At 70.0% G+C, this 21,899-nt stretch carries 20 protein-coding genes and 1 pseudogene; 11 read left to right on the top strand and 10 right to left on the bottom strand.

Features of this window, described 5'->3' with window-relative positions; translation table 11 throughout:
- Positions 1-22 precede the first annotated feature (22 nt).
- Both C8K38_RS23230 and C8K38_RS23225 read left to right on the top strand, forming a co-directional pair.
- Positions 23-1,054 (top strand): phosphotransferase family protein, encoded by a 1,032-nt coding sequence (locus C8K38_RS23230; RefSeq protein ID WP_097213743.1) that lies wholly within the window; start codon positions 23-25, stop codon positions 1,052-1,054.
- Positions 1,055-1,373: 319 nt separating this feature from the next.
- The gene (locus tag C8K38_RS23225; protein WP_097213742.1) at positions 1,374-1,991 is read left to right on the top strand and encodes a TetR/AcrR family transcriptional regulator; all 618 of its coding nucleotides are present in this window, start codon (positions 1,374-1,376) and stop codon (positions 1,989-1,991) included.
- 29 nt (positions 1,992-2,020) lie between these two features.
- Here C8K38_RS23225 and C8K38_RS23220 read toward each other — a convergent pair whose 3' ends face one another.
- Both C8K38_RS23220 and C8K38_RS23215 read right to left on the bottom strand, forming a co-directional pair.
- Positions 2,021-2,473, bottom strand: a complete 453-nt coding sequence (locus C8K38_RS23220; protein ID WP_097213741.1) for an acyl-CoA thioesterase — start codon at positions 2,471-2,473, stop codon at positions 2,021-2,023.
- 15 nt (positions 2,474-2,488) lie between these two features.
- Positions 2,489-2,896 (bottom strand): helix-turn-helix transcriptional regulator, encoded by a 408-nt coding sequence (locus tag C8K38_RS23215; protein WP_097213740.1) that lies wholly within the window; start codon positions 2,894-2,896, stop codon positions 2,489-2,491.
- A gap of 83 nt (positions 2,897-2,979) precedes the next feature.
- On the opposite strand from C8K38_RS23215, the gene C8K38_RS23210 reads away from it, so the two are divergent.
- On the top strand, positions 2,980-3,666 hold the full coding sequence (locus tag C8K38_RS23210; RefSeq protein WP_097213739.1) for an alpha/beta fold hydrolase: 687 nt from the start codon (positions 2,980-2,982) through the stop codon (positions 3,664-3,666).
- Here the strand turns inward: C8K38_RS23210 and C8K38_RS23205 are convergent.
- Positions 3,641-4,891 (bottom strand): benzoate/H(+) symporter BenE family transporter, encoded by a 1,251-nt coding sequence (locus tag C8K38_RS23205; protein WP_097213738.1) that lies wholly within the window; start codon positions 4,889-4,891, stop codon positions 3,641-3,643. The genes C8K38_RS23210 and C8K38_RS23205 overlap by 26 nt on opposite strands.
- A 132-nt stretch (positions 4,892-5,023) precedes the next feature.
- Positions 5,024-5,464, bottom strand: a complete 441-nt coding sequence (locus tag C8K38_RS23200; protein WP_097213737.1) for a VOC family protein — start codon at positions 5,462-5,464, stop codon at positions 5,024-5,026.
- Between the two features lie 226 nt (positions 5,465-5,690).
- Between C8K38_RS23200 and nagB the strand changes: the two genes are divergently transcribed.
- From nagB to C8K38_RS27875, 5 genes and pseudogenes are all read left to right on the top strand, one after another.
- Positions 5,691-6,470, top strand: coding sequence for a glucosamine-6-phosphate deaminase (gene nagB, locus C8K38_RS23195; protein ID WP_097213736.1), 780 nt, complete (start codon positions 5,691-5,693; stop codon positions 6,468-6,470).
- A 90-nt stretch (positions 6,471-6,560) separates the two neighbouring features.
- Positions 6,561-7,841: a serine hydrolase domain-containing protein gene (locus C8K38_RS23190; RefSeq protein WP_097213735.1), complete on the top strand. Its 1,281-nt coding sequence runs from the start codon at positions 6,561-6,563 to the stop codon at positions 7,839-7,841.
- Positions 7,842-7,943: 102 nt separating this feature from the next.
- On the top strand, positions 7,944-9,515 hold the full coding sequence (locus C8K38_RS23185) for a molybdopterin-dependent oxidoreductase (RefSeq protein WP_097213734.1): 1,572 nt from the start codon (positions 7,944-7,946) through the stop codon (positions 9,513-9,515).
- A gap of 79 nt (positions 9,516-9,594) precedes the next feature.
- Positions 9,595-10,086: pseudogene (locus tag C8K38_RS27880) on the top strand (O-acetyl-ADP-ribose deacetylase); the annotation flags it as partial.
- Positions 10,072-10,935, top strand: a complete 864-nt coding sequence (locus C8K38_RS27875; RefSeq protein WP_245221573.1) for a sulfurtransferase — start codon at positions 10,072-10,074, stop codon at positions 10,933-10,935. The pseudogene C8K38_RS27880 and the gene C8K38_RS27875, both read left to right, overlap by 15 nt.
- A gap of 12 nt (positions 10,936-10,947) precedes the next feature.
- Here C8K38_RS27875 and C8K38_RS23175 read toward each other — a convergent pair whose 3' ends face one another.
- The 4 genes from C8K38_RS23175 to C8K38_RS23160 all read right to left on the bottom strand — a co-directional run bounded on the left by C8K38_RS23175 (position 10,948) and on the right by C8K38_RS23160 (position 13,792).
- Positions 10,948-11,778, bottom strand: coding sequence for a shikimate 5-dehydrogenase (locus C8K38_RS23175; RefSeq protein WP_097213733.1), 831 nt, complete (start codon positions 11,776-11,778; stop codon positions 10,948-10,950).
- 79 nt (positions 11,779-11,857) lie between these two features.
- Positions 11,858-12,319 carry a hypothetical protein gene (locus C8K38_RS23170; RefSeq protein ID WP_097213732.1) on the bottom strand — a complete coding sequence of 154 codons (462 nt, stop codon included), beginning with the start codon at positions 12,317-12,319 and terminating at the stop codon, positions 11,858-11,860.
- A gap of 104 nt (positions 12,320-12,423) precedes the next feature.
- Entirely contained in the window at positions 12,424-13,368 is a 945-nt protein-coding gene (locus C8K38_RS23165) for an esterase/lipase family protein (RefSeq protein ID WP_097213731.1), read from the bottom strand.
- Positions 13,369-13,474: 106 nt separating this feature from the next.
- On the bottom strand, positions 13,475-13,792 hold the full coding sequence (locus C8K38_RS23160; RefSeq protein WP_097213730.1) for a hypothetical protein: 318 nt from the start codon (positions 13,790-13,792) through the stop codon (positions 13,475-13,477).
- A 105-nt stretch (positions 13,793-13,897) separates the two neighbouring features.
- Here C8K38_RS23160 and C8K38_RS23155 point away from each other — a divergent pair, with 105 nt between their 5' ends.
- On the top strand, positions 13,898-16,747 hold the full coding sequence (locus C8K38_RS23155) for a DEAD/DEAH box helicase (RefSeq protein ID WP_097213729.1): 2,850 nt from the start codon (positions 13,898-13,900) through the stop codon (positions 16,745-16,747).
- Complete coding sequence (locus tag C8K38_RS23150) at positions 16,744-17,505, top strand: SWIM zinc finger family protein (RefSeq protein ID WP_097213728.1); 762 nt, start codon at positions 16,744-16,746, stop codon at positions 17,503-17,505. Before C8K38_RS23155 ends, C8K38_RS23150 begins: the two co-directional genes overlap by 4 nt.
- A 7-nt stretch (positions 17,506-17,512) precedes the next feature.
- Here C8K38_RS23150 and C8K38_RS23145 read toward each other — a convergent pair whose 3' ends face one another.
- Positions 17,513-18,289, bottom strand: a complete 777-nt coding sequence (locus C8K38_RS23145; protein ID WP_097213727.1) for an SDR family NAD(P)-dependent oxidoreductase — start codon at positions 18,287-18,289, stop codon at positions 17,513-17,515.
- 122 nt (positions 18,290-18,411) lie between these two features.
- The gene (locus C8K38_RS23140; protein WP_097213726.1) at positions 18,412-20,088 is read right to left on the bottom strand and encodes a sulfatase-like hydrolase/transferase; all 1,677 of its coding nucleotides are present in this window, start codon (positions 20,086-20,088) and stop codon (positions 18,412-18,414) included.
- A 303-nt stretch (positions 20,089-20,391) separates the two neighbouring features.
- Here C8K38_RS23140 and C8K38_RS23135 point away from each other — a divergent pair, with 303 nt between their 5' ends.
- Positions 20,392-21,897 carry a CoA-acylating methylmalonate-semialdehyde dehydrogenase gene (locus C8K38_RS23135; RefSeq protein WP_097213725.1) on the top strand — a complete coding sequence of 502 codons (1,506 nt, stop codon included), beginning with the start codon at positions 20,392-20,394 and terminating at the stop codon, positions 21,895-21,897.
- Positions 21,898-21,899 lie beyond the last annotated feature (2 nt).

Raw genomic sequence — 21,899 nt, 5'->3', positions numbered from 1 at the left:
CCGTGACAGGAAAGGGAACCCGATGAGCAACGCCGTAGGACTCGACGAAGAGGCGGTGTCGAACTGGATCGCCGACATGGGGGTCGGTGCCGTCGCGCCGCTCGAGTTCAAGCGGATCGGCAACGGCCAGTCGAACCTGACCTATCTGGTGTCCGACTCGGGGGGTGGCCAGTGGGTGTTGCGCAGGCCGCCGCTGGGGCACCTGTTGGCGTCCGCGCACGACGTGGCCCGGGAGTACCGGATCCTGTCGGCCCTGCAGGGGAGCGGGGTGCCGGTGCCGAAGGTGCTGGGCCTGACCGAGGACCCGGCGATCACCGACGCGCCGCTGATGCTGATGAACTACGTCGACGGTGTGGTGATCGACAGCATCGGGGTGGCCAAGCAGCTGACGCCGGAACGTCGACGGGCAACCGGGCTGTCGATGCCGAAGGCGTTGGCCAGCATTCACGCCGTCGACCTCGAACTGTCCGGCCTCGACGATCTCGCGAGCCACTCGCCCTACGCGGAGCGCCAGCTCCGGCGCTGGTCGGGGCAGTGGGAGAAGTCGAAGACCCGCGACATCCCGGCGATCGACGAGCTGGCGGCGCTGCTCACCCGGTCCATCCCCGCGCAGACCGAGCTGACCCTGGTGCACGGCGACTTCCACCTGAGCAACGTGATCACCGCCCGCGACGACGGCAGGGTGGTCGCCGTCGTGGACTGGGAACTGTGCACGCTCGGTGACCCGCTCGCGGATGTCGGTGCGCTGCTGGCGTATTGGGCGCAGGCGGAGGACGAGGTTCCCGGTCCTTTCGCGGCGTCGACGCTGGAGGGCTTCCCGACCAGGGAAGAGCTGACGAAGGCCTACATGCAGGAGACCGGCAGGGATCCGGCCGCGCTCGGGTTCTGGCACGCACTGGCCCTGTGGAAGATCTCGATCATCGCCGAGGGGGTGCTCCGGCGGACGATGGAGGATCCACGGAACACGGCCGCAGTGGGAGCACCGTCGACGAAGTTGATCGACGACATCGTGGCCCAGGCGATGGAGCTCGCGCGCAAGGCGGGCCTCCGGTAGCTAATCGTATGCAAATCGTGACCAAAAGAATCTTGTAAAAGAAACCGTCGATCCGCTAGACGGATCCGGGATCGGCGTGCACACTTCTTTGTGAGCCGGAACACGGTGGCAAAAATCACACTGAAGGGAACAACATGGACAACATTCTGAGCCAGCTGATCTCGGTGCTCGGCGGCCTCACGGGCGGTCTCACGTCGGGCTCGTCGAAGCCCTCGACCACGACGTGAATACTCGGACCTGATCGAATGCCCCGCTTCCCGAGAGCGGGGCGTTCGGCGTTTCGGGGGCGTCGAGATCGGGGCGACTACGCTTCACCGCCATGGCCACCACTGACTCCGCGGAACGCTCGGGCAAGTTGTCGCGTGCGCGGATCCTCGAGATCGCCTTGGCGCACTTCGCGGTTCACGGCTATCGGGGCAGTTCCCTGGCGAAGATCGCGGCCAAGGCCGGGATCTCCCAGCCCGGACTGCTGCACCACTTCCCCACCAAGGCGGCGCTGCTGATGGCGGTGCTCGCCGACCGGGACGTGCAGGATCTGCACGCGACGGGCACGGATCCCGAGACCCTGTCCGAGATGGACTTCGCCGAGCTGATTGCCTTCCTCATCCGGATCGTGCGCCACAACGTCCAGAATCGTGACCTCGTTCAGCTCGCGCACCTGACGGCCGCCGAGGCGACGGGATCGGAACACCCCGCCCGCGAGTGGGTCGTCGGCCGGCAGAAGTTCCTGCAATCGCTGGTCGAATCGTCACTCCGCCGCGGCATCGAGGCGGGCTCGGTGCGCCGCGACGTCGACCCACGGATGACCACCTTTTTGCTGGTCGCCGCCGTGGAGGGGCTGGAAAACCAGTGGCTGGTCGACGACGAGGTCGACATGGTCGGCTCCTTCGTCCACTTTGCCGAACAGCTGCAACGAGCGGTGGCACCGACCGCCTGATCATCCGACCTGAGCAGGGAGTTCCCGGCTCAGGACGGCGGGGTCAACTGGCTCACTGCGTCGCGGATCTCCTCGGGAATCGCCACCGGTTTCCGGGTCTGCGCGTCGATGTAGACGTGCACGAAGCGTCCCGTGGCGGCGAGATCGAGCGCGCCGCGCTCGCCGACCCGGAAGATCGCGAGCGCGTAGACGATGCTGCGCGCGCCGAGCCGGGCCACCGACAGTCCGACCTGCAGCTGGTCCGGGAAGCTCAGCTCGCTGTGGTACCTGCACGAGGTCTCGGCGACGACGCCGATCGCGGGCAGGTCGCGGATGTCGACGCCGACCGCCGACATCAGCCAGCCGTTCACCGCGGTGTCGAAGTACGAGTAGTAGGTGACGTTGTTGACGTGGCCGTAGTGGTCGTTGTCCGCCCAGCGGGTGGGTACCGGCCACAGCACGGGGTAGTCGGCGGCGGTGGGCTCGGATTGGGCGGAGGTCATGGTGGCGACCTTAGATCAGGCGTGTCGGGACAGTTGCCTCGGTGGTGGCGTCGTATGGATCAGCGAATCGACGAGCTTGGTCATCGCCGAACCGGCGGCGTCGGTGGCGGTGGGCCCCAGCGCGACCAGCGAGACGATGAGGGCCGCGGCCTCACCGGGGGTGAGGGTGATCGGATCGACGTGCCGCCTGGCGTCGATCGCGTACCCGCCGCCTGGCCCGTTGCGGACCTCGATCGGGATGCCTGCCTCGCGCATCCGGGCGATGTCGCGCTCGACGGTTCGCGGGGTGACGTGCACGGTGTCGGCCAGCGCGCGTGCCGTCGTGAACTCCGGCGACCGGGCGCGTAGGCACTCGATCACCGCGTGCTGGCGTTCGATCCGCCGTAGCGTCAGGTGCGGGTCGGTGGACTTCGAGAAGGCCATGGCGACGAGGTTATAGAAGCCGACAGCTGCTTGTCGGGCTCTCTGTCTACTGTTGCGTTCACCCTCACATCCAAGGAGTGCGCATGAACACCGAACCGAAGTCGACACCGATCGTTTTCCTCAGCGGCGCAGGGCTTCCGGCCTGGATCTGGGACGAGGTGCGGGCCTCGTTGCCCGTCGACTCGGTCGTCGCGTCATACCCGAAGCGCGCGGACGCGACGCTGCGGGACTACGCGGAGGCGGTGCTGGCGCAGGCACCCGACGGTGAGTTCACCGTGGTGGCGCATTCGATCAGCGGGGTGGTGGCGAGCGAGGTCGCGGCCCTCGCCCCCGAGCGCGTCGGCGGGCTGCTCGCCGTCGCGGCCTCGGTGCCGTCGGCGGGCCGCTCGTTCCTGGGCGCGCTGCCCGCGCCGCAGCGGTACATCGTCGGGCTGATCATGCGGCTCGCGGGCACCCGGCCGCCGGAGAAGGCGATCCGCTCGGGCCTGTGCGCCGGTCTCGGCGAGGATGACATCGCGCGCATCGTCACGGACTTCGCGCCGGAATCGCAGCGCCTCTACCGGGATCGCGTCTCGGCGCGGACCCTGCCCACGCGCACCGGCTACCTCGTGGCGACGGCGGACAAGGAGTTCCCGGCGGCGCTGCAGGGCCGGTACGCCGACGAGCTCGGTACGCGGTGGCGGCGCGAGATGGCCACGGGGCACCTGCCGATGCTGCAGGACCCGGCGTCGCTCAGCCAGCTCCTCAAGGAGTTCGCGGCCGGGGCCTGACGCCGCGCACCACCAGCCGGAAGACCAGCCCGGCGACGAGCGCCCAGAAGGCCGACCCGATGCCGAGGATGCCGACGCCCGACGCGGCGATCAGGAAGGTGAGCACGGCCGCCTCCCGGTCGGATTCGTCGGCCACCGCCGCCGCCAGTGAGCCGCCAAGGGTGGCCAGCAGTGCCAGGCCCGCGACGGCCTCGACCACGCCCTGCGGCGCGGCGACGACCAGCGTCGCGAGCCCCGCCGAGCACAGCGCGAGCACCAGATAGGAGCAGCCCGCGGTGAAGGCGGCCACCCAGCGCCGCTTCGGGTCCGGGTGCGCGGAGGGCGCGGCGGCCAGGGCGGCGCTGATGGCGGCGAGGTTGATCGCGTGGCCGCCCGCGGGTGCGCCGATCACGGTGCCGATGCCGGTAACGGTCATCGCCGACTTCCACGGCACCCGGTACCCGAAGGACGACATCACCGCGGTGCCCGGGATGTTCTGCGAGGCCATCGTCACGATGTACAGCGGGACCGCGATGCCCACCAGCGCCTGCCACGTCCAGTGCGGGGCGGTGAGCTCGAGCGTCGGGGCGAGTGCGGAGGTGTCCAGGGAGCCGTCGCCGAAGGCGATGCTGATGGCGATCACCACGGCGGCCGCGGCGAAGGCCGCGGGCACGGCCCAGCGCCGGGAGAACCGCAGCAGGACCAGCCAGACGAGGACGACAGGGGCGACCGCGGCGGGGGAGTCGCGGAAGGCGGTGACCGGGGCGAGGCAGAGCGGGAGCAGCACCCCCGCGAGCATGGCCTGGGCGAGCGGGGTGGGGATCGCCGCGATCAGCCGACCGAGCCGGGGCCACAGGCCGGTGAGGGTGACCGCGAGGCCGACGACGATGAAGGCGCCCACCGCCGCGGGCCAGCCCCCGACGACCAGGCCCGTTCCGGCCAGCAGTGCGGCGCCGGGGGTGGACCAGGCCAAGGTGATCGGCATCCGGTAGTGCCGGGACAGCCAGAGCATGCCGATCGCCTGGGTGACGCACAGCGCCATCAGGCCGGACGCGGCCTCGGTCGGACTCGCGCCGACCGCGCGCAGGCCGGTGAGGACCACGGCGAAGGAACTGGTGAAGCCGACGAGGGCGGTGACCACGCCCGCGCTGATCGGGTGCGAGAGGCCCGGTTCGCGCGCGACCGCGGGCTCCGTCTGTTCGGCTCCCGTCGGATCGGGCTCGAGGGTTCGTGACACGACCGCCATCTTGCCGCAGCCGCGGTCGCGGTCGGTCGCGGCGCCCCCGCCGAGTGTGCAGCTGCTGTCGCGCTACCTGGGCGTTTGCCCCGGCAACCGCACACTCGGCGAGGCGGGCGGCTGGGTGCGGGCCTTCTTGCGTCAGCCGATCTGCTCGAACAGGGACACGATGATCCCTTCGGGCCCACGGACGTAGGCCATCCGCACGCTGTTCTCGTACTCGCCGATGCCGCCGATGAGCCCGTACCCGTCCGCAGCCACCGCGTCGACCGCCGCCTGGAGGTCGCCGACCTCGAAGGACACGTTGCGCAGCCCGACCTCGTTGGCCATCGCCGTCGGCGATCCGGGCACGTGGTCGGGCGTGACGAAGGTCGAGAGCTCCAGCCGGGACCCTCCGCCGGGCGGCCGCAGCATCGCGATCTGACAGTGCGCGCCGGGGATGCCGCAGACGGTCTCCACGAACTCGCCCTCCACGGATCCGGTGCCCTCCACCTCGAGGCCCAGTCCGACGAAGAACGCCGTTGCCGTGTCGAGGTCCGCGACGGTGATGCCGATGTGGTCGAAACGCTTTACGTGTGCCATGGGATCCATCCTCCGATTGTTGTGTGCCGATTCGATGCTGGGACGGAGCCGGGGCCGGGATCTCGACATGTTCTTGCCGCAAAGCTGTGGTCATCCAGGATTTCGAGTAGTCGTGCGGGACGACAGGTTGCGTCGAGCGCCAGTATCGTGTGTGTCGCTGGCCGTGCCGCCCGAGTGATCGAGCCGACCCACGGGCGGTGGCGGCCGCCGGTAGGGTGGAAATGACATGGAGATCGTGATCCGGTCCACGCCAGACGAAGTCGCCTCGACCGTCGCCGACATCGTCGAGCGCTCCGTGCGCCGAGGCCCGACGACGCTTGGCCTCGCGACCGGGTCGTCTCCGGTCGGCAGCTACCGCGAGCTGATCCGGCGGCACCACGACGACGGGTTGGACTTCTCGTCCGCCCGGGTGTTCCTGCTCGACGAGTACGTCGGGCTCCTGAAAAGCCATGAACAGTCCTATTTTTCCGTGATCAGATCCGAATTCGTCGATCGGGTGAATCTCGACCCCGACCGGGTGCACGGCCTCGACGGGCAGGCACCGGACCTGGCCGCGGAGGCCGCCCGCTACGACGCCGCCATCGCGGCTGCCGGTGGTATCGACGTGCAGCTGCTCGGGATCGGCACCGACGGACACATCGGCTTCAACGAGCCCGGGTCGTCGTTGACGTCACGGACGCGCATCAAGACGCTGACCGAGCAGACCCGACTCGACAACGCCCGCTTCTTCGGCAGCGTCGACGACGTCCCGCTCCACGTGCTGACCCAGGGCCTCGGCACCATCGGCGAAGCCAGACACCTGGTGATGGTCGCGGTCGGGGCGGGCAAGGCGGACGCCATCGCCGCGGCGGTGGAGGGCCCGCTCACTGCGATCTGCCCGGCGTCGGTGCTGCAACTGCACCGGCACGCGACCGTGGTCGTCGACGAGGCGGCAGCGGAGTGGTTCGCGTTGGCCGATTACTACCGGTACGCGCTGCGGCACAAGCCGGACTGGCAGCAGTTCTGAGACGACGGTCCTCCGGTCAAACGAGGGTGGGACCTGCCGGTACGGAGTAGGTTCTGCAGGCAACTGCACGTCTGACGACGGGACCCGGCGATGACAGCACAGGTCGTGACCAGGACACATCGGCGGCGGGGGTTGTTGGCGGCGGCGGCCGTCACCCTGCTCATAGCGGCGGGATGCGCAGACGATTCGACCTCGGAGCAGGCGGCCACCAGCACGCCAGCTGGTGCCGAACCGAGCGCGGAGATGGATTCCGCCGTCGCCCAGCGCCTGGACGACGCGATCAACTCGACCATGACCAAGACGTCCGTGCCAGGCGCGATAGTCGGCATCTGGGGGCCGGAGGGCGACTACGTCAGGGCCTTCGGCGTCGCCGACAAGTCCACCGACGTGCCGATGGAGACCGGCTTCTACACCCGGATCGGCAGCCTGACGAAGACGTTCACGGCCACCGCCATCCTGCAGCTGGTGGACGAGGGCAAGGTGGGACTCGACGACCCCATCTCGAAGTACATCGACGGCGTCCCCGCAGGCGATCAGATCACCATCCGGGAGCTGGCCCGCATGCAGAGCGGGCTGGCGAACTACTCGGCGAGCCCGGAGTTCCAGCAGGCGCTCTTCGCGGATCCCAAGGCGCCCTTCACCCCGCAGCAACTGCTGGACTATGCGTTCGCCCAACCCGCGACGTTCCCGCCCGGCCAGGGATTCCAGTACTGCAACACCAACTACGTGCTGCTGGGACTCGTGGTGGAGAAGGAAAGCGGGCTGGCGCTGCAGGACTACATCAACGAGCGGATCCTCCAGCCGTTGCGCATGGAGAAGACGAACTTCCCCACCACCAACGCGTTCCCGAGCCCGCACGCGCAGGGCTACACCGTGCAGACCGCCGACGGCAAGGAAGCCACGGCCACCGACTGGGACCCGTCCTGGGGCTGGGCGGCAGGCGCGATGATCTCGACCCTCGAGGATCTGCACATCTGGGGTCCGGTGCTCGCGACCGGCACCCTGCTCAAGCCGGAAACCCAGGCTCAGCGGCTCGAGACGGTGAATGCGCCGGGTTATCCCCCCGACGTCGGCTACGGCCTGGGGGTGTTCAACGCCGCGGGCTGGATCGGCCACAACGGCAGCCTGCCCGGATACCAGACCGTGACGGTCTACCTGCCGGAGCAGAAGACGACCCTCGTCATCATGACCAACACCGACATCGCCTACGAGGGCGGCGAGCCGAGCACCGAGTTGGCGACGGCGATCACCGAGATCATCTCCCCGGAACACGTCTATCGGCTGAGCGCGGCCGAGCCGAGTGCGGTGACGACGACTTCGGTGACGACGACTTCGGAGGCGACGACCCAGTCGACCGAGCCCACCCGTTGATCCGGGGGCGCTCGAACGCCCCATTTCGGTGACGGACCCATCCGCGCGACCCATCGGCTCCGAAGACCTTGCGAACTACCATGCAAGGGAGCGGAGGCGGGCATGCCGGAAACGAGTTCGACGTCAACGGAGGGGAGCCCCGTCGCCAGGAACGCGGCGCTGCGGCTGATCGCGCGGGCGGTGTCGGGTGTGATCGCCGCAGGCGTGGTGCTGGGCGTCGGCGAACTGCTGTCGGCGCTGACCGGCCCGGAATCGTCGCCCTTGTTCGCGGTCGGATCGACCACGGTCGACCGCAGCCCGGCCTGGGCCCGGGAGTTCGCCATCACGACCTTCGGTACCAACGACAAGCCCGCGCTGTTCATCGGGATGTCGGTCCTCGTCGCGGTGATCGCCGCGATCGCGGGCATCGTCGAACGGCCGTCGCGGCCGTACGGCAGCGCGATCCTCGCCGGGCTCGGACTGGTCGGGATGTATGCCGCCTACAACCGGCCCGGCGCGAGCGGGGCCGATGCCGTGCCGACGGTGGTCGGGGTGATCCTGGGCATCGTGGTGTTGCGGCTGCTCACGGCCCAACTCGACGAACCCTCGCGCGGCAGCGAAGGGGGGATGGGACGGCGCCGGTTCCTGGTGATCGCGTCGGTGGCCGTCGCGGTGGCCGCCGCCGCGGGGGTCGCCGGGCGGCAGATGAACCAGCGGCTGAGCGGGGTGCTCGAGAGCAGGCGCCGGGTGAAAGTGCCCGTGGTGGTGGACCGGGCGGCGCCCATCCCGCCCGGGGTCGACCTGGAGATCCCCGGCGCGACCTCGTTCATCACCCCGAACCCGGTCTTCTACCGGATCGACACCGCGCTGCAGGTGCCCCGCCTGACGACCGAGGACTGGCGCCTGCGCATCCACGGCATGGTGGACCGCGAGGTCACGCTGGGCTGGGACGAGTTGCTGCGGCGGACGCCCATCGAGCGCCGGATCACGTTGACCTGCGTCTCGAACGAGGTGGGCGGCGAGCTCGCGGGCAATGCCACCTGGGTCGGCTTCCCGATCGCGGAACTCCTCGACGAGGTCGGGGTGCAGCGCGACGCGGACATGCTGTTGTCGAAAAGCGTCGACGGCTTCACCGTCGGTACGCCCGTCGAGGTGCTGCGCGACGGCCGCGACGCGCTGCTGGCCATCGCGATGAACGGCGAGCCGCTGCCGCTCGAGCACGGGTTCCCGGTCCGCCAGGTGGTGCCGGGACTGTACGGCTTCGTCTCGGCCACCAAGTGGGTCGTCGACTGGGAGCTCACCAGATTCGATCGGGCACAGGCATATTGGACCAAACGCGGGTGGGGGGACAGGGCGCCGATCAAGACGGCCTCCCGGATCGACGTGCCCGCCGCGTTCGCGCCGGTGTCCGAGGGACAGGTGACGATCGCGGGCACCGCCTGGGCGCAGCACCGGGGCATCGAGAGGGTGGAGGTGCGGGTGGACGAGGGGCCGTGGCAGCCCGCGACCCTCGCGCCGCAGTACTCCATCGACACCTGGCGCCAGTGGTCCTGGCAGTGGGACGCGCCCGCGGGGGTGCACAACGTGCAGGTGCGTGCCACGGATCTTGACGGCAACGTCCAGACCGAGGAGCGCGCCGAGCCGATCCCCGACGGCGCCACCGGCTGGCACAGCCGCACCATCACCGTGCGCTGACGCCGAGTGTGCAGCTGCTGGCGCGCTTCCTGGGGGTTTGCGACGGCAACTGCACACTCGGCGGCGGTACGGTGTGGCCATGGTGGCTATCGAGGTGCTTCGCGGGGACATCACGAAGGTCGAGGCGGACACGATCGTGAACGCGGCGAACTCCGGACTGCTCGGCGGCGGGGGAGTGGACGGGGCCATCCACCGGGCCGGCGGCCCGAGCATCCTCGAGGAATGTCGACGGCTGCGCGCGAGCACGCTGCCGGACGGGCTGTCCGCGGGCGACGCCGTCGCCACCACCGCGGGAGATCTGCCCGCGCGCTGGGTGATTCACACGGTGGGACCGGTACACTCGGCAGACGAGGACCGGTCGGCAGTGCTGCGTTCGGCTTACACCCGCAGCCTCGAGGTGGCCGACGAGCTGGGCGCGCGGACGGTGGCCTTCCCGCTGATCTCGGCCGGCAGCTACGGCTGGCCGCACGCCGACGCCGTGCGCCAGGCAGTCGCCGCGGTGCGCAGCTCCGGCACCTCGGTGCGGACCGTCACCTTCGTCGCCTTCGGCGAGCCGATGGCCGAACTGCTGCGGCGCGAACTCGGGGTACTCGTCACCGCCGAGCAACTCGCAGCCCGGCTGGGCGCGCCCCGGCCGCCGGTACTGCTCGACGTCCGCTGGGCGCTCCGCGACCCGAACGGCTGGGAACACTTCCACGACGGGCACATTCCCGGCGCCTCGTTCGTGGACCTGGAAACCGAGCTGGCCGCGCCGCCCGCGCCGGAACACGGCAGGCACCCGCTACCCGAGATCGCCGACCTGCAGTCCGCGGCGAGGCGGTGGGGGATCGACACCGGCGACGCCGTCGTCGTCTACGACGCCACCGGGAACACCGCCGCCGCGCGCGCCTGGTGGCTGCTGCGCTGGGCCGGGGTGCCCGACGTCCGGATGCTCGACGGCGGGCTGTCCGGGTGGACGTCGGCGGGACTCGACCTGGAATCCGGTGCGGGCCAACCGGTGCGGGCCGGGGACGTGGAGCTCACCGCCGGTCACCTGCCGACGGTGACGGCGAGCGAGGCCGCCGAGCTCGCGGTGGACGGGGTGCTGCTCGACGCCCGCGCCGCCGAGCGATACCGCGGCGAGGTCGAGCCGGTGGATCCGCGTGCGGGTCACATCCCGGGGGCGCGCAGCGCCCCGACTGCCGAGAACCTCGACGGCGCCGGACGATTCGCGGACGCCGAGGCCCTGCGTCGACGCTTCGCCGGGCTGGGTGCCGACGGTTCGGCACCGGTTGCGGTGTACTGCGGGTCGGGGGTGACGGCCGCGCACGAGGTCGCCGCGCTGGCCATCGCCGGGATCGACGCGGCCCTGTACCCGGGCTCATGGTCGCAGTGGTCCAGCGATCCGGATCGTCCCGTGGCGACCGGCCCGACCCCCTAGTGCCTCACCCGGTCAGGACCGCGAGTACTCCGAGGCCCGGCGGATCTGGTCCGGGCTCGGGCGCACCCCGGTGTAGAGCTCGAACTGGGCCGCGGCCTGCAGCGCGATCACTTCGGCGCCGGTGATGACGGTCTTGCCCAGCGCCGACGCGGCCCGCACGAGCGGGGTGTCGGGCGGCAACGCCACCACGTCGAACACCGCCTCGGCCCTGCGCACGGCGTCCTCGCCGAAGGGCAGGTCGTCGGCCCCTGGCCCGCCCGACATCCCGACCGGGGTGGCGTTCACCAGCAGCCCCGGCCGCAGCTCGCCCAGCTCTGGGCGCCAGTCGAAGCCGTACTGGTCGGCCAGCGCCCGCCCGGTGACCTCGTTGCGGGCGATGACCGTCACCTGGCCGAACCCGTTGTCGCGCAGCGCCGCCACCACGGCCTTGGCCATCCCGCCGCTGCCCGCGACCGCGGCGGAGAGCGACGACGGGACGCGGTGCTCGGCGAGCAGCGTCGCGACCGCCTCGTAGTCGGTGTTGTAGGCATGCAGCACACCGTCCTCGTTGACGATGGTGTTCACCGACGCGATGGCGGCGGCCGAATCGTGCATCACGTCGACGTGCTCGATGCACGCCTCCTTGTACGGCATCGAGACGCCGCAGCCGCGGATACCGAGCGCCCGGATGCCCGCGACGGCGGCAGGCAGGTCGGTGGTGGTGAACGCCTTGTAGACGAAGTCCAGGCCCAGTTCCTCATAGAGGTAGTTGTGGAACCGGGTGCCGATGTTCGACGGCCGCGCGGCGAGGGACATGCACAGGCGGGTGTCCTTGGTCAGGGCGTCTCGGATGGTTCGGCTCACCCGCTCGACGCTATCGCCGTCGGCCGTCGGCGGTCCACCTCAGCGGAAGGTCGCGGCCGCCGATCGCAGGTTCGCCGACTCAATACACGTTGATCTGGGTGACGCTGGGGAGGTGCGGACGATCGGTTGTCAGGGTGACCTCGATGCGGCCGGACCCCGTCTCGAGGTGTGTCCACGGCTCCGCCGGGAAGTCGATCACCCCGCCACTGACCTCGGCGGACCACGATCCCGCAGCGCCGGTTCCCAGGTTGAGCCAGTGCAGCGTTGCCGATACCGAGCACAGCGCCCCTGGCGTGGTCGATATCCCGACGAATGTCGCGTTCAGTCGAACGTAGACCAGCCCGGGGAGACTGTCCGTGGCGACCGTGACGCCTCCGATTCGGCCGCCACATGCAAGTCCGTCAGCGACGGTCGCGGTGTCCGGGATGTTCACCCACCTGTCCTGCTCCGGACCAGCCGCCGCAGGCGTGCAGGCACCGAACAACCCGGCGAGCACGAGGCCGCTGATCGCGATCGACCTGCCGAGCGTGGGAAGCGACATGGTGCTCCGATTGTCGTCGGACAGTGGTTCGACGGTACCTCGGCGGGTTGGCCTGGCATTTCCGTTTGTCGGGGACCGGGACACCGGTCACCGACGCCGGACGCTCAGCCGGTGAACGGCGGCACGAACATGCACGGCACCTCGCGCCGGTGCATGGGGTCGAGCGCGTTGAACACCATGTACGCCGCGCGCTTGGAGCCGGCGATGGCGGCGTGCTCGGAGTAGTCCTGCGCGCAGGTGTCCTGCACGACGATGTTGTTCACCGTGTAGCCGGGAGGGCCCTGCACCTGGCCCTGCGGCAGCGCGATCGCCTCGTCGTACCGGGTGGAGATGTTGGTGTAGTTCACGCCCTTGACGTAGGGGGTGCCACCGGCGTTGATCTTCTTGATCAGTTCGGAATCGGCGGTCATCTCGCCGCAGCCCTGACATACGGGGACCGAGGTCTCGGGCACCCCCAACCGCTTGGCGTAGGCGGGCAACGCGTCGACGCCGAGGGTGGTCAGGCCCAGCCACGGCGGCGCGACCGAGACGTAGTTGGTGATCGTGCCCTCGCCGCCGAGGTGCTTGAGGTAGTACGTCGGGATCAGCGTGCCCTGCGAGTGGCCGACGACGTCCACCGTCTTGGCGCCGGTGGCGGAGCGCACCCGGTCGACGAAGGTCTTGAACTCACCGGCGCTGTTCTCGAGCGGGCCCATCCCGCCGATCGCCGAGATCGGCCAGGGTGCGCCGGGGATCGCCCCGTAGGTCAGGGCGAACACGCAGAAGCCAGCGTTCTTGAGCATCGGGACGTAGGCGCCCCAGTTGGTCTGCTGCCCGCCGCCCGTCCCGTGCACCAGCACCACCGGTCGCGGATGCTCCGCGGTCGGCTTGCATCCGAAGTCGTTCGCGCCGGGCAGTGAGCCGCCGGGGTTGGCCAGTTCGTTCGGGATTCCCGCGAAGAAGTTGTAGTTCTCCGGCAGCGGCTCGGCCTGGGCGGCCCCCGCCCCGAACGGCAGGACCAGCGCGGCCAGCGACAGGACGAAGGCCGCGGTGCGTGACGCTCGGAACATGTGCCCCCCATTGTTGTGTGGATCACTGTGATTGCGGATCACAGGAACCTAGCAATTGCTCGGTTGGTTGCAAAGGGGGGAAACCGGACGTTCTGGTACCGGCCACTCATGGCATCGGGAAGCGGGTGGCGGTGATCGACTCGAGGTTGCTGCCGTCGTGGCCGATCAGCCAGGAGCCGCCCTGGCGCTCACAGTTCGCGAGGTCGTCGAAGACCCGCATCAGGAAGTAGACCGAGAGGTCGGGCGAGGGTGTCAGCGCCAGCTGGTGTGACTCGCCCGGCCGGGTCATGTCCAGCCACACGCCGGACTGCCCGTCCAGCCGCAGGCCGACGATGTGTGCGGCGTCGACGAACTGGTATCTGCGCTGCTGCCACGGCGTGCTGTGCGAGTAGCCCTGCTCGAGCACCTGAACCAGGATGGTCATCTGTCGCTCCCGACGCGATTCGCCCAATGGCCCATTATCCCGCTGGTCAGACGGATTAATCCAGCGTCGTCGCGGTTTGTCGTGGCCGCCTGATTGGATGGGCTGATGGTGCACGCGGTGTGGTCCCCGGGATCGGGGCTGATGCTGTGGCGCGACGGCGGTGCTCCCGAGCCGGTCGACGACGAGATCGAGCACCTGCCCGCCTCGTTGCGGCGGGCCATGGACCGCAAGTTCCGGCACCGGGTCACGGTGTCGCTGCCCAACGGCGACGGCACGCTCGGTGAGGTGACGGTACCCGCCCTCGCGCTGGCGCCGCCCGCGGCCGCCGCGCTGCTGCTCGACCTCCCCACCGGCCCGACTCCGGGTCTGCCCGGCGACCTCCGCTTCCTCGCGCACGTCGCCAGGGGAGTGCGGAGCTGGGTTCGGGCCGGCCGGGTCGTGCCCGAGCTCGAACGCGCGGACGGCCAGTGGTGGGCCCGGTGGCGGCTCGTCGGCGGCGATCGGCAGCGGGCCTGGATCTCGGAATTGGCGGCGGCGACGCCCGCCGTGCTCCGCGGATCGGGTGGCGCGCGAAAGGTGCTGGAGGATCTCGTCTTCGAGATCACCGACCCGATCGTGCGCGAGCTGCTCCGCGACCGCGACGGCGGCGAGCACCCGTTGCTCGCGGCGCTGGCCGCGGGCACCCCGTTCGCCGAGGGCACCCAGCGGATCGCCACCGATCTGCAGCAGTGGCGGCAGAGCCTCACCGTGGAGGAGCCGGACCTGGTCCTGCGGCTGCTCGAACCGGAGGACGACGACGAGCCCGCTCTCGAGGACGGTGCCCTGGTGCTCTGGCGGCTGCAGGTCTGCCTACGGCCCGAGGGCGAGGCGCCCAGCCCGGTGCCGGTGCACCTGGGCGACCCCAAGGCACTGACGGTCGGGGTGCGCAAGCTCGCCGAGGCGATGGCCGCCTACCCGATGCTGCGCGCGGTGCCGTCGGACCCGGACAGCCTGGACCTGCTGCTGCCGCTGGAGGTGGTGACCGACCTGGTCGCGCACGGCGCCCAGGTGCTCGCCGACGCGGGCGTCACGTTGATGCTGCCGCGCGCGTGGAGCGTGGTGGCCCCGTCGCTGCGGCTGCGGGTGACCAGCCCGCCGGTGGCGGCCGACAGCGAGGACAGCGCGGTCGGGATGAACCAGCTCGTCGCCTACAACTGGGAGCTCGCGCTCGGCGACCTGGTGCTCACGCCCGCGGAGATGGCGCAGCTGACCCGGGCCAAGACCGACCTGGTCCGGCTGCGGGGACAGTGGGTGCAGGCCGACAAGACCGTTCTCGCGCGGGCCGCCAAGTACGTCATCCGGCAGTCAGGCGACGGCGGGCGCACCCTCGCCGACCTCCTGGGGCAGCTCACTGCGCCGGAATCGCCGCCGGTTCCGGTGGAGGAGATCACGGCCACCGGTTGGGTTGCGGGACTGCTCGATTCGGGAGCGCGGCCGACCAGTGTGCCGCAGCCGCCCGGGCTCGAGGCGCGGCTGCGGCCCTATCAGCGGCGCGGGCTGGACTGGCTGGTGTTCATGAGCGACCTCGGGCTCGGCGCGGTGCTCGCCGACGACATGGGCCTGGGCAAGACGGTACAACTGCTCGCGCTGCTCGCCCACGAACGGGCCGACGGGGCGCAGCGCCCGGGGCCGACCCTGCTGGTCTGCCCGATGTCCGTGGTCGGGAACTGGCAGCGCGAGGCCGCCCGGTTCACGCCGGGGCTGCGGGTGCTCGTGCACCACGGCACCGACCGTCTGCGCGGCGAGCAGCTGACCGCGGTGGTGGCCGAACACGACCTGGTGATCACCACGTACGCGCTGCTGGCAAGGGACACGGCCGCTCTCGGCGAGCAGAGCTGGCGCCGGATGGTGCTCGACGAGGCCCAGCACGTCAAGAACTCGGGCACGGCCCAGGCGCGGGCGGCGCGGGCGATCCCGGCGGCGCACCGGCTCGCGCTGACCGGCACCCCGGTCGAGAACCGGCTCGACGAGCTGCGCTCGATCCTGGACTTCGTGAACCCGAGGATGCTCGGCAGCGCCCAGCAGTTCCGGGCCCGGTTCGCCGTGCCGATCGAACGCGAGCACGACGAGGGCGCGTTGGCGCGGCTGCGGACGGTGACCTCGCCGTTCGTGCTGCGCCGGGTCAAGACCGATCCCGAGGTGATCTCCGATCTGCCGGAGAAGTTCGAGATGACCGTGCGCGCGAACCTCACCGCCGAGCAGGCCTCCCTCTATCGGGCCGTGCTCGACGACATGATGGAGCGGATCAGGGACACCGAGGGCGCGGCCCGCAAGGGCGCGGTGCTCGCGGCGCTGACCCGGCTCAAGCAGGTGTGCAATCACCCGGCGCACTTCCTCGGCGACGGCTCGCCGATGTTGCGTCGCGGCAGCCACCGGTCCGGCAAGCTCGGCCTCGTCGAGGACATCCTGGAGTCGGTGCTCGCCGACGGCGAGCGCGCGCTGCTGTTCACCCAGTTCCGCGAGTTCGGCTCGCTCGTGGCCCCGTACCTGGCGGAGCGGTTCGGCGCCGAGGTGCCTTTCCTGCACGGCGGGGTGTCGCGGGCCAAGCGTGACGCGATGGTGGAGGGATTCCAGGGCGGCGACGCCGCGCCCATAATGCTGCTCTCGCTCAAGGCCGGCGGTACGGGACTCAACCTCACTGCGGCCAATCACGTTGTGCACCTGGACCGCTGGTGGAACCCCGCGGTCGAGAACCAGGCCACCGACCGGGCCTTCCGTATCGGTCAGCGTCGCGACGTGCAGGTCCGCAAGCTGGTGTGCGTCGGCACCCTCGAGGAGCGGATCGACGCGATGCTGGCGAGCAAGTCGGAACTGGCGAACCTCGCCGTCGGCACCGGCGAGAACTGGATCACCGAGATGTCCACCGATGAGCTCCGCGAACTGATGATGCTCGGCGAGGAGGCGGTGGGCGAATGAACCGGCGGCGAACCGATTTCAGCCAGTTCGGCACCCAGCGCGCGGCGCGCGGCGGCCCCTTTGCGCAGTCCTGGTGGGGCCGCGCGCTGGTGTCCTCGATGGAGAAGATCGCCGACTCCGGCCGGATCGCACGTGGGCGCGGCTCCGCCCGCGCGGGACAGGTGATCAGCTATCGGATCGCGCCTGGAGCGGTGGTCGGTGAGGTCCAGGGCAGTCAGATCGACCCGTTCACCGCGACGTTCACCCTCCGCCCGCTGGATCCCGACACCGTCGACGTGCTGATCGACCGGGTGCGCTCGACGCCGGGCATGCTCGCCACCCTCGCCGCGGGGACGGTGCCGATCGAGCTCGGGGAGCTGTTGCTGCCCACCGAGTCCGGCGACCTGGACTTCGGCTGCACCTGCCCGGACCAGGGCTGGCCGTGCAAGCATGCGGCGGCCATCGTCTACCTCACCGCGCAGCGCCTCGACACCGAGCCGCTGGTCATCCTCACCCTCCGCGGGCTCGACCTCGACACCCTGATCCGCTCGTTCGACTCGGACGGGGCGGACGCGGAGTCCGCGCCGGACCTCGACGACTACTTCGGGGATCGGATCGAGCTGCCGCCGCTGCCGCGGTTGGAATTCCGGCCCGCGCCGGACGATCTCACCCCGGAGCCGCTGCGCAAGGCGCTGCGGGCGGGCGGGGTGGAGGAGCCGGTGGTGGCCGACGCGCTGCGCGAGCTGACGGCCACCTACCGGATCCTGGGCGGGCAGTGACGCCCGACTACCGCTGCGAGGAGATGTTTCCGCCGTCGACGACCAGCTCGCTGGCCGTGATGTAGCTGGCCTCGTCGGACAGCATGAAGCGGACCACTCGGCCGACCTCTTCCGGGCGGCCGAGGCGGCCCATCAGGATGCGGCGCTCGAACGTGCCCTCCGGCAGCATGTCGACGGTCGGCTGAAGCATCGGGGTGAGGATCTGTCCGGGGGAGACGCAGTTGATGCGGATGCCGTCGGGCCCGAGCCGATCGGCGAGCGAGCGGACGACCGCGAGCATGCCGCCCTTGGCAGCGCTGTACACCGGGTTGATGGCGTTGCCGAGGTGCGCGTTGATCGAGGCGATGCCGACGATTGCCGAGCCCGGGTTCGCCTTGAAGTCCGGCAGCAGTTCCTTCGTCAGCAGCACCAGCGGACGCAGGTGGGTGTTGATGCCGAGGTCCCACACGTCCACGGTGACGCCCTCGAGCGAACCGGTGTCGACGACGCCCGCGGCGTGCACCAGTCCGCCGATGTTCGGCAGCGCGGCGCGGGTGGTGGCCAGCGCGTCGGCATACAGGTCGGGGTTGCTCAGGTCGACCGCGACACCGATCGCATCGACGCCGAACTCGGCGGCGATGGCCTCGGCCTCTGACTTGGCCTTCGCCTCGTTGAGGTCCCAGAGGGCGACCGGACGGCCGGCCTCGGCGAGGGAGCGGGCGGACGCGAGGCCGATGCCCGATGCGCCGCCGGTCACGATGACGGCGGTCGTAAGGGTCGCGGGGGTGTTGGTGGCTTCAGACATGTACCCAGCGTCGACCCGCCCGGGGGCGCCCACAACCCCCTCGTCCCGCTCAGCGGCTACGCCGCCCGTGAGTCCTTCTGGTCCCGTGGCGGACCAGAAGGACTCACAGGCGGCGCAGCCGACTACAGGCCGCGGGCCGGGGTGGTGCCCGTCCGCGCCATCGCGGCGAACAGCTCGGTGTGCATGGCCGCGGCCTGCTCAGGGGCGTAGTAGCCGACGCTGAGCGGGTTGGCGCGGTTGTGCATCTCGAGGGGGTCCTCGACCAGGTCGTACAGCTCGTACTGCGGCGAGGCGACGCCCGCGGGGTCGAAGTACGCGGAGTACTTCCAGCGGGTGTCCCTGACACAGCGGATGTGGTTGGGCTGGGTGACGATGAACTGGCCGTCGGGGGTCGCGCAGTTCTGGTCGTCGTAGGTGAACAGGATGCTGTCCTGCACCGCCGCGGTGGGGTTGTCCGGGTGCGCGGCGGCGTCCGCGACCACCGGCATCAGATCGGTGCCGAGGAACCGCCACGCGGCCGGGTCCGCGCCCGCGAGGGTGGCCAGGGTGGGCACCACGTCGATGAGCGATGCCATGGCGTCGGTCTGCACGGGCCTCGGGAACATCGCGGGATTGCTGATGACGAGCGGCACCCGGAGCGTTTCCTCGTAGGCGTTGAAGATCTTCTGGCGCAGGCCCCCGTGCGAGAGCCCCATCTCGCCGTGGTCGGACATCCGGACGATCACGGTCCGGTCGATCAGCCCCGGCTCGGCCTCGAGCGCGTCGAGGACGGCGCCGATGTGGTCGTCGACCACCTTGTGCATGTAGGCATAGAAGTTCACGTAGTTCTGCGCCGCCTGGGGTCCGATCAGCGGCCCGAGCCCGGCCGCGAGCAGCAGTTGCGACTGGATCTGGGCGGTCGGCTTGTGACCCCGGGCGAGCATCTCGTCGACGCTGGGCGGCAGCGTGATGCCCTGGTTGAACGCCTGCGTCGCCTCGGTCCCGTAGTTGTTGCAGGTGCCGTTCAGTGCGTCCCACGTCTGCGGGTAGGCGAGGACGTCGTGCGGGTTGATGAACGAGACGATCAGCGCGAACGCCCCGTCCCCGTCGGCGGCCTGTCCCCCGATGAACTCGACCGCCTCGTTCGCGATGCGTTGGTCGATGTCGGCGCAGCCGCCGCCGAAGTGATCGGGGTTGGTGTCCTGCCCGCCCTCGGGCGGGACCCAGCCCTGGAACCCGTAGGCCGCGATGTCGGCGCTGCTCGGGTCGCCGCCCGCGGCGCCCTTGCTCATGTGCCACTTGCCGCGGTAGTGGACGGTGTAGCCGGCCGACTCCAGCACCCTGGCCATGTTCTGCTCGCCGACCTGCAACTGAGGTTCGTTGGGCGAGACCGTCCCGCCCTCGGTCAGGGTCGCGGTGACACCGTGCTGGGCCGGGTAGAGGCCGGTGAAGAAGGTGCTGCGACTGGGGGAGCACATCGCGGTGTTGCAGAAGGACCGGGTGAAGGAGAGGCCGTGGCTCGCGAGGCGCTTGCGGTTGGGCAGGTTCGCGTCCGCCCAGCCCGCGGGCCAGTGCATCGGGTGCCGTTCCTGATCGGTGATGATCACGACGATGTTGGGTCGATGGATGGGTACGTCGGACCCTTGGGCCGCGCTCGCCCTCGGACCGGTCGAGCCGATCCCGGCTACGCCTGCCGCGACAAGGGCGCCCGCGGCGCCGAGGAAGGTGCGGCGGGTCGTCGCCGTGGAGAATCCGGCGGACCCGTCCGAGCACTGAGGTGATTCGTTCGCGCGCCGGGTCGATTCGGTCTGGGGCTCCATCGGGCGATCTCCATCCTGAGACGAGAGAGTGCAGCTGACAGGTTTCATGCCCGTTCGCGCGCGCCCGGTGGCGGTCCGGCCGGCACCTTGTGACCGGATTGTTCTCCGTCGGCGGTGTTCGCACCCCTGGTTTCGGATGATCTTGTTCGACGGGACCGGGATTCTCGCCTGGTCGGCGCCACCTCTAGACATACATGGACATCCAACTATAGGATGGCAACATATCCGGAACTCCGCACCGCGCCCGTGGGTTGCCATGGGGTCGGCGCGGGCATTCGCCCTAGCGAGAACAGGTCCAAGAAAATGGTTCAGGAACTCACCCACTTCGTCGGTGGCAAGCGCGTCCCCGGCACCTCCGACAAGTTCGGCGACGTCTACGACCCCAATACCGGCGAGGTGCAGTCGCGCGTGCCGCTCGCCGACAAGGCCGAGACCGAGGCGATCATCGCCAATGCGGTTGACGCTCAGCGTGAGTGGGCCGCCTTCAACCCGCAGAAGCGTGCCCGCGTCCTGATGAAGTTCCTCCAGCTCGTGCAGCTGGAGATGGACTCGCTCGCGCGACTGCTGTCCTCGGAGCACGGCAAGACCATTCCCGACGCCAAGGGCGACATCCAGCGCGGCCTCGAGGTCATCGAGTTCTCGCTCGGCGCGCCGCACCTGCTCAAGGGTGAGTACACCGAGTCCGCGGGCACCGGCATCGACGTGTACTCGATGCGGCAGCCGCTCGGCGTCGTCGCAGGCATCACCCCGTTCAACTTCCCGGCGATGATCCCGCTGTGGAAGGCGGGACCGGCGCTCGCCGCGGGCAACGCGTTCATCCTCAAGCCCTCCGAGCGCGACCCCTCGGTGCCGCTGCGCATCGCCGAGCTGTTCGTCGAGGCAGGCCTGCCCGCAGGCGTGTTCAACGTGGTCAACGGCGACAAGGAGGTCGTCGACGTGCTGCTCACCGACGACCGGGTCAAGGCGGTCGGCTTCGTCGGCTCGACCCCGATCGCGCAGTACATCTACGAGACCGCGGCCGCCAACGGCAAGCGCGCGCAGTGCTTCGGCGGGGCCAAGAACCACGCCATCGTGATGCCCGACGCCGACCTCGACGAGGTCGCCGACGCCCTGATCGGTGCCGGCTACGGCTCCGCGGGCGAGCGTTGCATGGCCATCTCGGTCGCCGTTCCCGTCGGCGAGGAGACGGCAGACGCGCTCGTCGCGAAGCTGAAGGAGCGCGTCGCCAAGCTGAAGATCGGCCGCAGCGACGACGAATCCGCCGACTTCGGTCCCCTCGTCAGCAAGGACGCCCTCGACCGCGTCAACAACTACGTGCAGATCGGCATCGACGAGGGCGCAACGCCGGTCGTCGACGGCCGCGGCTTCACCCTCGAGGGCCACGAGGGCGGATTCTTCGCAGGCGCCACTCTCTTCGACAATGTCACCTCGGACATGCGCATCTACAAGGAAGAGATCTTCGGACCCGTCCTCCAGGTGGTTCGCGCAGCCGATTACGAGGAGGCTCTGCGCCTGCCCACCGAGCACGAGTACGGCAACGGTGTCTCCATCTTCACCCGTGACGGCGATACCGCGCGTGACTTCACCGCTCGCGTCAACGTCGGCATGGTCGGCGTCAACGTCCCGATCCCCGTGCCGATCGCGTACCACACCTTCGGCGGCTGGAAGCGGTCCGGCTTCGGCGACCTCAACCAGCACGGCCCGGACTCCTTCCGCTTCTACACCAAGACCAAGACGGTCACGCAGCGGTGGCCTTCGGGAACCAAGGAGCACGCGACCAACCACTTCGTCATCCCGACGATGGATTAGGA

Source organism: Rhodococcus sp. OK611, from assembly GCF_003050885.1.
In the GTDB taxonomy this organism is placed as follows: Bacteria; Actinomycetota; Actinomycetes; order Mycobacteriales; family Mycobacteriaceae; genus Rhodococcus_G; species Rhodococcus_G oryzae.
Note: the sequence above shows the minus strand (reverse complement) of the source record. Positions and strands in the feature narration are given on the sequence as shown.